The following is a 9,202-nucleotide window of genomic DNA, read 5'->3' as shown; positions in this document are numbered from 1 at the left end:
TAATAAAAAAATTGGATAAATGGCTAAAGCTGCAAAAAAACCAATTCGTGCGATTGAACCAAGCTCTTTAAAATTCCGTTCATATATTTTAGAATCGATTGGAAGGGAATGTTTATAAATAGGGATGTAAATAAGCCCTGCTACAACTAGTAAAAAAGAGATAGTAAAGATAAAGATCACTTTTTTGCGCTCATTTTTATTTTTGATTAATGTCTGTAGCCATGATTTTTTAGCTGGAGATTTAGCTGAATTCATTTTCTTCCTCCTTGGAAAAAACTAGTTAGTATCAGTATGAACTTTTTTTCTTAAAAATTCTTTAAAAATCCTTCTTTTTTAGAAAAATTCATTTTTTTCTTTGCAATACGCGTTATAGTTAAACAAAGGGTTTAAAAAGGAGATGAATACATGAAAAAAAGAATAAGTATATTTATAATCAGTCTTTGTTTACTTTTAACGGCCTGTGGTCAGGAACCTGCTCAAAGCACAAATGCTGAGCAGCCAAAACCGTTGGACGTAAATCTTCAAGGCCCAGAGGCGTTACGGAAAAATGAAAGCGGTATCTACAAAGTCGAAGTTACGTATGGAGACGAAAAAGTAAAAAATGATGATGTTGAAATGATTGAATTTGAAATAGAGAAAAAAGATGGCGAAGGGAAAGGGAAGATGTTAAAGCCTAAACAAATAGGAGAAGGTGTATATGAAATACAAACATCTTTCTCTGAGCCTGGTACATATACCGTGCAATCACATGTTTCTGCAAAAGGGACGCATAACATGCCTCTGATAACCGTTACGGTTAAATAAAAAAAGTCAAGGATGCTAATTCCTTGGCTTCTTTTCGTTTAGTATGTCCATTGAATTCCCATTCTACAAGGGGAAAAGGTTATTTGGAATAGGATGATGTTTTCTATCATCAATTAAAGTAATGCACTGAGCCAGCTGTTCAATTCCTCGTTTGATCGTATTCGTATTTACTTGTGAGATGCTTAATCGGAGAAGAGTGTCTCGTTTGTATTCTGGTAAAAAAAATCTAGAAGCATCATCAACATATATGTGCTGCTCGTTTAGCATGTGAACGATCTGCTTTGCTGTCACATGCTCAGGCAAACTAATGGATAAATAGAATCCTGAAGTTGGTTTAGAAAAATGTGTATGAGGGGGTAGCAGTAAATCACATGCTTCTACAAGAGTTTGCATTTTGGTATGGTATACCTCTTTTATCTTTTTAAGATGACTTGTAAACATGCCGCTTTTTAAATAAATTTCAAGAGCACCTTGGGAAAGCGCTGAACTATTAAAATCTGAACTGAATTTATATCGTAAAAAGTCGCTATTCATTAACGAAGGAAGCACGACAGCAGCAATACGTAACCCAGGAAGAAAGATTTTCGAAAAGCTTTTAATGTAAATAACTCGTCCACAAGGATTAAAAGAAAATAAAGGATCTGATTTTGCATCGGGATCAAGATCGCCCAAAAAGTCATCTTCCACTATATATACATCGTATTTTTCGGCTAGCTCCACGATTTTTTTCTTCTCGAAATTTGTATAACAATGCCCAAGAGGGTTGTGAAATCTTGGAATAATGTAGAAAAATTTTATATCATTATTTCGAAAAATGTACTCCAAACGATCAAGATCAATACCTTTCATCGATAGCTCGATCCCAAAAGTAGTAGCTTGGTGCAGCGTAAGAGACTCGATAAAACCGAAATAAGTGGGCTGTTCAATTAGGATATTATTTTTTCCATTTGGAAAGGGCATAGAAACTAGTAAATGAAGAGCTTGCTGAGACCCGGATACAATAACTAACCTTTCAGCTTGAGTGAACACCTGTAGGTTCTGCAAGTGTTTCACTAACTGTACCCGCAATGAGTAAGAGCCTTGTTGATCAGAGTATGTAAAAAGCTCTTCTTTGTAGTGTTCAATCGCTTGGTTTATACAATGCTGAAATTCAAGATAAGGCATAACGTTTTTATCTGGACCAGCAGACAAGAAATCAATCACTTCATTTTCATTCGTCCTATGTTGAAATTCTGCCACAACGTAGTAGCCGCTTTTAGGAACAGAATAAATTAAATGCTCTTTTTCTAGTTCACTGTACGCTTTGATAACGGTATTCTTGCTGCACGAAAAATGTTGAGAGAGTCGGCGAACAGAAGGGAGTTTACCACCTGCAATAAGCGATCCATTTGATAGGCCAAGCTTAATTTCTTCCATGATTTTCAGATATTTCAAACTCATAGGTCATACTCCTTTAATTTGTACCCGTACAGATAGGTAAAAGAATGATTTATTTTACTAGTTGTCCTGCGCTATCCTTTTAATTATATCAGAACTTTTTTTAGAAAAATGGTATAGTTCTGAAAAATAAAAAGACAGGGGTAGGGTAAGATGCAAAAAGAAAGTAGAGAGAAAATGGGCTTATTGTTGGGGTTAATAGGCGTTATCTGTTTTAGCTTAACCCTTCCTTCTACAAGCATTGCAGTCAAGTATTTCGGAACGACAGTCGCCGGTTTAGGAAGAACAGCTATAGCTGCTGTTTTAGTAGCTGTGATATTGATTGTACGAAAAGAAAAATTCCCTTCTCTCCGCCAATTTAAAAGTCTGCTGATCGTCGCTTTAGGCGCAGTTTTAGGGTTTCCTCTGCTCACTTCCTGGGCAATGAAATCATTGCCTGTTTCTCACGGAGCGGTTGAACTCGCTCTTTTACCATTAGCCACAGCCGGTTTTGCGATGTTTAGAGGGGGTGAACGCCCTTCTTTAAAATTCTGGGTCTCAAGTATAATCGGTTCGGCAGCTGTTATCGTGTATGCTCTTCACCTTGGATTCGGTCAACTGCAGTTTGCTGATGCAGCTTTACTAGCAGCGGTGCTGATACTTGGACTGAGCTATGCAGAAGGAGGGGTGTTAGCAAGAGGATTAGGCAGCTGGCAAGTAATTGCTTGGGCCATTATCATCGGTGCACCATTTTTTATGGTTCCAGTAGGACTAAGCATTACAGCTGAAATGCTCCATGCGCCTTTACAAGCGTGGGTTAGTTTGATTTATCTCTCAGTAGTGAGTCAATTTTTAGCATACGTTGCTTGGTACAGCGGGATGGCTATGGGTGGAATAGCCAGAGTTAGCCAGGTTCAATATTTACAGCCATTTTTAATGATTTTGTTTGCAGCTCTATTTCTAGGTGAAACAATTACACTTTTTACTCTTGCTACAGCAATAATTGTTGTCTTTTCGGTTGTACTAGGCAAAAACGCTTCGGTGTCAAAAAAAGAAGTGCATCCACAGAAAATAGTGAATAAAGAAGCTTAACTGATATGTGAATTTGTTATATTAAAACCACATGCTCTATTCCCGTTAGCAATCGCCAGGTTCATTCAGTCTCCTGTTTTCCTATGTAAGTCTCAAGAGTCAAAGTATAAGAAATGAATGAATTTCCTATATGAAAAAGGTATATAACGGTTTTTTTTCACATAGGTTGAACATTATACAAGAACTTGTACACCGAAAAAATACAATTAGACAAATAATTCGTATTGGGCTTGTCATATACATAGAGAGAAGAGGTAGTGATGAAAAAGGACGGGAGATAGAGGAGATAACGAGATGAACACTTTTTTGAAAGGAACGTTTATTCTAGCAGGTGCTGCCTTTGCAGGAGAGTTAATTGAATTTCTTGTAAATATGGTACTTGCTAGAGAATTAGGAAGAGAAGGCATGGGTATGTACATGACGGTTCTTCCTATCATTTTTCTTATTGCTACCGTAGCCAACTTAGAACTGCCTATTTCTATTTCTAAATTTTTGGCTGAACATCATCGCAAAGAACATCAGCATATGATGAAGCATGCCACCATTTTTGCGACTGCTGTGAGCTTGGGAATCTTTTTTATTACACTGGCCGTATTAGCAGCCTTTCCATTTTTTAGTCACTATCATCCTTATTTAAAATGGGTTGTACTATGTTTCATTCCGGTTGTTTCGTTTTCAGCGGTGCTTCGTGGATATTTTACGGGTAAAAATAACATGACGACTATCGCTGTGTCTAATTTTATCCGCAAAGCCTTTCAGCTAACGATTTTATTTATTGTTTTTCAAATGTTTGCTTTCACAGATGTTAAAATGTCGCTGTTTATTGCGATTTGTACGCTAATTGGGACCGAAGCTGTTATTTTGCTTTATTTTTTTATCACGTATGTTACCCAGTTAAGTGTTTTATCAAGAGGGCACAGACCTCTGCTTTCTCCAAGTGAGATTCGGAAAAAGCTGTTAGGTGTCTCACTTCCGACCACGGGACTGCGTTTATTTAATGCGGTATGTAATGCTATTCAGCCGTTTTTAATCAAACACGCGCTCGTTTTATCGGGCATGACTTTAACCGGGGCAACGCAGCATTTTGGTATGCTAACAGGGGTAGCGATGTCGATTGGCTTTTTTCCGGCTTTCTTTGCTCATTCTCTTTTAGTAGCACTAATACCTGCTGTATCTGAAGCTCATGCGAAAAATCAGGAAGAACAGCTTCAAAGACTTTTGACTCAAAGTATGCAAATGACATTTTTATATGGGATTCCGTCTATAGTGGCGATGTATTTCTTTGCTGAGCCGCTTACTAACTTGTTTTTTCATTCTACAGAAGCCGTGTACTACCTAAAGGCTTTATGGCCGTATTTTCTTTTTCACTTCTTTGCCGTCCCGCTTCAAGCTTATTTAATTGGCCTTGGCTATGTAAAAGATGCTTTTTATCATACGATTTGGTCTCATATTGTATCTTTTTCCCTGATGTTTTTCTTAGGATCACAAACAAATATTGGCATGCAGGGAATTATTATCGGGATGAACTGTGGCGTGGTTGTCCTGACCGTTCTGCATTATGTAACGATTTGCAAAGTCATTAACGTTTCCTTTTTTTCACTTAAACATAAAACGCATTTATCTTAAAAAAACCTCCAACAGTGAAGTTGGAGGTTTTTTGGTTACCAGTTATTCATAATAGAGCTAAACAGTGTAGCAGGGTCTTGTCCGCCGCCGCCTGATAAGTATTTCGTTGTTTGCGTAGAATTAGCATTATCAAAGCCAGCGTGGATAGAAACGACTGCATCATCGGTATACCCGACAAACCAAGCATCTTTGACATCGTTGGTTGTACCGGTTTTACCTGCAGCATCTCGTGAAGAACGAGCGTTAACACCTGTTCCATAGCTTTTTTCAATCACATCTTGCAACATGGATGTCATTGTATCTGCATTTTCTTCACTCATTACTTGCTCTGTTTGAATGTCTGGCTTTTTCACTTCACCGTCGCGCATCTCAATTTTTCGAATTGCGTACGGCTTAGTCATGACGCCTTTGTTAGCAAAAGTAGTATATCCTTGTGCTAACTGAAGGGGAGAGAACGTTGTGGTCGTTCCTCCAAGAGCAAGCCCTAATTTTGACTTATCGTCATCTTCAAGCGGAAGTCCAGCTTTTTCCATGAATTTTGCGCTTGTATCAATACCAATTTGTTTTAAAAGCCAAACAGCTGGAACGTTAAGTGAACGGGTAAGTGCTTCACGCATTGTCACATGCTTTTGATATTCACCTTCTGCGTTTTTAGGGCTATATCCACCGCCAAAGTCTTGTCGTTCGTCACTTAAGAGTGAAGTTGGCGTATAATCTCCAGTTTCTAAGGCTGGACCGTATACGGCTAACGGCTTAATAGCTGAACCAAGCTGATATCCGCTTGTAGCACGGTTTAAGCCGTTTCGCTCATAGCTGCGTCCTCCATACATCGCTGAGATTCCACCTGTTTTAGGGTTAACAGCTGAAATCCCAACCTCTACTTTGCTGTTGATGCCATCATCTCGGAACGTATGATTTGCTACAGAGTTATTAATCGATTCCTGTAAATTAGGATCTAAATCTGTATAAATGGCATAACCACCCTTATAAAGGTCATCAGCAGATACGCCATACTGTTGAGCAGCTTCTTTAATTACATAATCAATAAATGCTTGATTGGAGTTCGGTTTTTTAACAGGAACACTAGGCTTGACTACACGTTCGTTTAACGCTTGCTGATACTGAGTATCGCTAATAACGTTTTGGTCATGCATCAGTTTCAATACAACGTTTCGTCGGGCTGTAGCTTTTTCTGTACTATTGCTTGGTGAATACGTACTCGGCGCTTTTGGCAGTCCCGCTAAAAGCGCAGCTTCGCCTACGGTTAAATCTGATACAGGCTTATTAAAATAAAGCTGAGAAGCTGCACCAATACCATATACACCGCTTCCGAAATAAATTTGATTTAAATATAATTCCAAAATTTGATCTTTTGTAAATTGTCTTTCTAAGCCTAGTGATAGAAACATTTCATCTACTTTACGTTTAATGGTCTTATCACTAGATAAGTAAAGGTTTCTTGCTAACTGCTGTGTAATGGTACTTGCGCCTTCAGCTTTACTCATTGTTACAATGTTCTTAAAAAGGGCGCGGCCAATACCTTGTAAATCAATCCCAAAATGCTTGTAAAAGCGACGGTCTTCCGTTGCAACAAACGCCATTTTTACATAATCGGGAATTTCATTGCTCGAAACATTTTGACGGGGAACGGTTTTATACAATTCGTCAATCTTACGGTCATTTTTGTCATAGACTACCGTACTTTGAACCGACTGCAGTTTCGAGTAAGATAAATCAGCCGTTTGCTGAAATTGCTTTAATACATAGGTAACTCCCAGCATTACAATTAAAACAACGACTAAAAAGGCTAAAATAAATTTCCTCATGTTGGTTCACTCCACTAAGTAATAATTCCATGTTCACACATAGCTACATTCTTCGTCTTTACAAGGTCGTTATGTAAAGAATGCTGAAGTTTGTTGGCCCATTCAATCTTTTAACAGAGAGATGGGTGATAAAGTATTAACGTTCACAAGCTGACGTGCTAAGTTTAATAAAGGCTATTATTCAAGTGCAGGTAAGTTTTTAGGGTATAAGATGATTGACATAAATAGCTCTTTACGCAGTTATTTTTTGCTTACTCGCAGATGCTTCGTTTTTTTATCAAACTGAAACGAAGTGAAATACAATCATCTGAACTTAGTTTACCCATAAATTTGTGTTTGTCAAATAAAGTCGTATAAAGCACCATTCGGGGCTTTGTTCCCCTTTATGAAAAAACAAGCTGGTATTTTACGTTCTGTTTCTCATAGAAAAAAGTTGTTATAACACGTATACGAAATAAGATTCAGTACGTTCGGGTATAAATGCTGATATCTGTTGAAAGTAACGAAATAAAGAAAAAATTAACTAATTTATCAGACTAGGGCACTTTTTATATGACGGAAGACGGGTGAGTTTTAATCATTATCCACCTTTTGACGGGAGCACTTAGCTAAAAGTGGAATATTTCTTTCCACCCTGTAAGTCAAACGAATTAAATACCTAGCTGCATATGAGCAATGGCCATATGAAGTTATTCAGTATTATGTGATACTGCCAGCAAAACATACAGGTATTTCTTTGACAGTAGTTCCTTTACAAATGCTTCGAAAGTTCTTATAATAAAATTATCTTTAATTCGAGATATTTAAAAGGAGTGGATATACGTGAAACATATTTTTAAAAAAGGAACGGACGAGACGAAACCGACTTTATTGCTGTTGCATGGTACAGGAGGTACAGAACAAGATCTGCTCCCTGTTGCGGATATGATTGATTCCTCTTGCTCCATATTATCTGTAAGAGGAAATGTACTAGAAAACGGAATGCCCCGTTTCTTTAGACGTTTACAAGAAGGAATATTTGATATAGAAGATTTAATTGAACGCACAAAAGAACTTCATCAATTTTTAGATGAAGCGGCTGAAACATACTCATTCGATCGACACAACATCGTAGCTGTAGGCTACTCAAATGGTGCCAATATTGCAGGAAGTTTGCTATTTCATTATGAGAATTCTTTAAAAGGGGCGGCTCTTCTTCATCCGATGGTTCCAAGAAGAGGAATTGAAGTGCCTAAGACCGACGCTTCTATCTTTATTGGGGCAGGCACAAACGACCCTATTTGCCCAGCATCAGAAACGGAAGAACTTTCTGCGCTTTTAGAAAAAGCTGGAGCGGACGTACAGGTGCATTGGGAATCATTTGGCCATCAGTTAACACGAACAGAAATTGAAGCAGCTGAAAAATGGTATCGAGCAAAATTTTAATTTAAAAACTTTCCGCACTCGTGCGGGAAGTTTTTTATTTTTAAAAAGTAATGACAGTTATCGTACAAAAGATAGATATAACTGGTAAAAAGTACTTTTTTTACTGAATGAAGGGAAATTTTATGATATCATTTTATTTCCGGTATATCCTTGCAGAACAGCTATTTTTAGGTAAAGTATCAAATTATTTTAAAATTCCTGGCTTCTATCACAAAAAAATGAAACCAAAGTCTGAGTAAACCGTTATAATAAATGCAGGATTTAAATTCAAAAGGATGGTTAAAAGCATATGACTCGTTTTTTTATTGTTTTACTTTTCGTTCTAATGGTTATATGTGTATATACCATTATTTCGCAAACCCTTTATCGTCGCTATCATTCATCAGTCATAATAAAAGGGAAAAAAAAGCATAAAATAGCTATAACATTTGACGACGGTCCTCATCCTGTTTATACACCAAAAATTTTGGACTTGTTCAAACTGCATGAAATGAAAGCTACTTTTTTTATTGTGGGAGAACTAGGGGAGAAACATCCGTCTATTTTAAACAGAATGATCGATGAAGGACATGAAGTAGCTATACATCATCATCGTCATGTGAGTGCATGGACGCAAACACCTTGGCAATTAAAAAGACAAATTCATCAATGTGCACAGGTTATAGAGAAAGTAACCAATCAAAAGCCGCTTTTTTATCGTCCGCCGTGGGGACATTTAAATATGAGCAGTTTATCAATGGCCAAGCCATATCACCTTGTGATCTGGACAGGAATCTTTCAGGATTGGACACTAAAAACAACGAAAACGGCATTAGTTCAAAAACTAATGCGTAAAGTAGAAGATGGAGCCATTTTTGTGTTACACGATAATGGAGATACCCCGGGAGCAGATGAAAAAGCACCTGAAATGACGATTGCGGCGTTAGAAGAATTTTTACCTTACTTAAAACAGCAAGGGTATGAAAGTATAACCATGCAGCAATTGATGAATCAATCGTAAATAGAGGAGCGAG

General features: G+C 37.5%; 7 protein-coding genes and 1 pseudogene. 5 read left to right on the top strand and 3 right to left on the bottom strand.

Annotated elements, in window-relative coordinates; all coding sequences use genetic code 11:
* Positions 1-255 (bottom strand): annotated as a pseudogene (locus ACFX4R_RS22270) (hypothetical protein); the annotation flags it as partial.
* A 150-nt stretch (positions 256-405) separates the two neighbouring features.
* On the opposite strand from ACFX4R_RS22270, the gene ACFX4R_RS22265 reads away from it, so the two are divergent.
* Positions 406-804, top strand: coding sequence for a FixH family protein (locus ACFX4R_RS22265; protein WP_043981512.1), 399 nt, complete (start codon positions 406-408; stop codon positions 802-804).
* 63 nt (positions 805-867) lie between these two features.
* Here the strand turns inward: ACFX4R_RS22265 and ACFX4R_RS22260 are convergent, their stop codons facing one another.
* Positions 868-2,244, bottom strand: coding sequence for an aminotransferase-like domain-containing protein (locus ACFX4R_RS22260; protein WP_252123441.1), 1,377 nt, complete (start codon positions 2,242-2,244; stop codon positions 868-870).
* A 150-nt stretch (positions 2,245-2,394) separates the two neighbouring features.
* Here ACFX4R_RS22260 and ACFX4R_RS22255 point away from each other — a divergent pair, with 150 nt between their 5' ends.
* The gene (locus ACFX4R_RS22255; RefSeq protein WP_043981514.1) at positions 2,395-3,312 is read left to right on the top strand and encodes a DMT family transporter; all 918 of its coding nucleotides are present in this window, start codon (positions 2,395-2,397) and stop codon (positions 3,310-3,312) included.
* A gap of 294 nt (positions 3,313-3,606) precedes the next feature.
* Entirely contained in the window at positions 3,607-4,938 is a 1,332-nt protein-coding gene (locus ACFX4R_RS22250) for a polysaccharide biosynthesis protein (RefSeq protein ID WP_013083768.1), read from the top strand.
* Positions 4,939-4,973: 35 nt separating this feature from the next.
* Here ACFX4R_RS22250 and ACFX4R_RS22245 read toward each other — a convergent pair whose 3' ends face one another.
* Complete coding sequence (locus tag ACFX4R_RS22245; RefSeq protein WP_043981515.1) at positions 4,974-6,764, bottom strand: transglycosylase domain-containing protein; 1,791 nt, start codon at positions 6,762-6,764, stop codon at positions 4,974-4,976.
* 822 nt (positions 6,765-7,586) lie between these two features.
* Between ACFX4R_RS22245 and ACFX4R_RS22240 the strand changes: the two genes are divergently transcribed.
* Together ACFX4R_RS22240 and ACFX4R_RS22235 are read left to right on the top strand one after the other, a co-directional pair.
* Positions 7,587-8,189, top strand: coding sequence for an alpha/beta hydrolase (locus ACFX4R_RS22240; RefSeq protein ID WP_043981516.1), 603 nt, complete (start codon positions 7,587-7,589; stop codon positions 8,187-8,189).
* 289 nt (positions 8,190-8,478) lie between these two features.
* Complete coding sequence (locus ACFX4R_RS22235) at positions 8,479-9,189, top strand: polysaccharide deacetylase family protein (RefSeq protein ID WP_214986858.1); 711 nt, start codon at positions 8,479-8,481, stop codon at positions 9,187-9,189.
* Positions 9,190-9,202: the final 13 nt, after the last annotated feature.

Source organism: Priestia sp. YIM B13490 (assembly GCF_042787735.1).
Taxonomy (GTDB): domain Bacteria; phylum Bacillota; class Bacilli; order Bacillales; family Bacillaceae_H; genus Priestia; species Priestia megaterium.
The sequence above is the reverse complement of the archived record's forward strand: the minus strand, read 5'-3'. Positions and strand labels throughout refer to the sequence as shown.

Coding starts and splice junctions, on each gene's coding strand:
- ACFX4R_RS22245 (WP_043981515.1), bottom strand. CDS start 6,764: ATGAGGAAATTTATTTTAGCCTTTTTAGTCGTTGTTTTAATTGTAATG.
- ACFX4R_RS22260 (WP_252123441.1), bottom strand. CDS start 2,244: ATGAGTTTGAAATATCTGAAAATCATGGAAGAAATTAAGCTTGGCCTA.
- ACFX4R_RS22235 (WP_214986858.1), top strand. CDS start 8,479: ATGACTCGTTTTTTTATTGTTTTACTTTTCGTTCTAATGGTTATATGT.
- ACFX4R_RS22265 (WP_043981512.1), top strand. CDS start 406: ATGAAAAAAAGAATAAGTATATTTATAATCAGTCTTTGTTTACTTTTA.
- ACFX4R_RS22255 (WP_043981514.1), top strand. CDS start 2,395: ATGCAAAAAGAAAGTAGAGAGAAAATGGGCTTATTGTTGGGGTTAATA.
- ACFX4R_RS22250 (WP_013083768.1), top strand. CDS start 3,607: ATGAACACTTTTTTGAAAGGAACGTTTATTCTAGCAGGTGCTGCCTTT.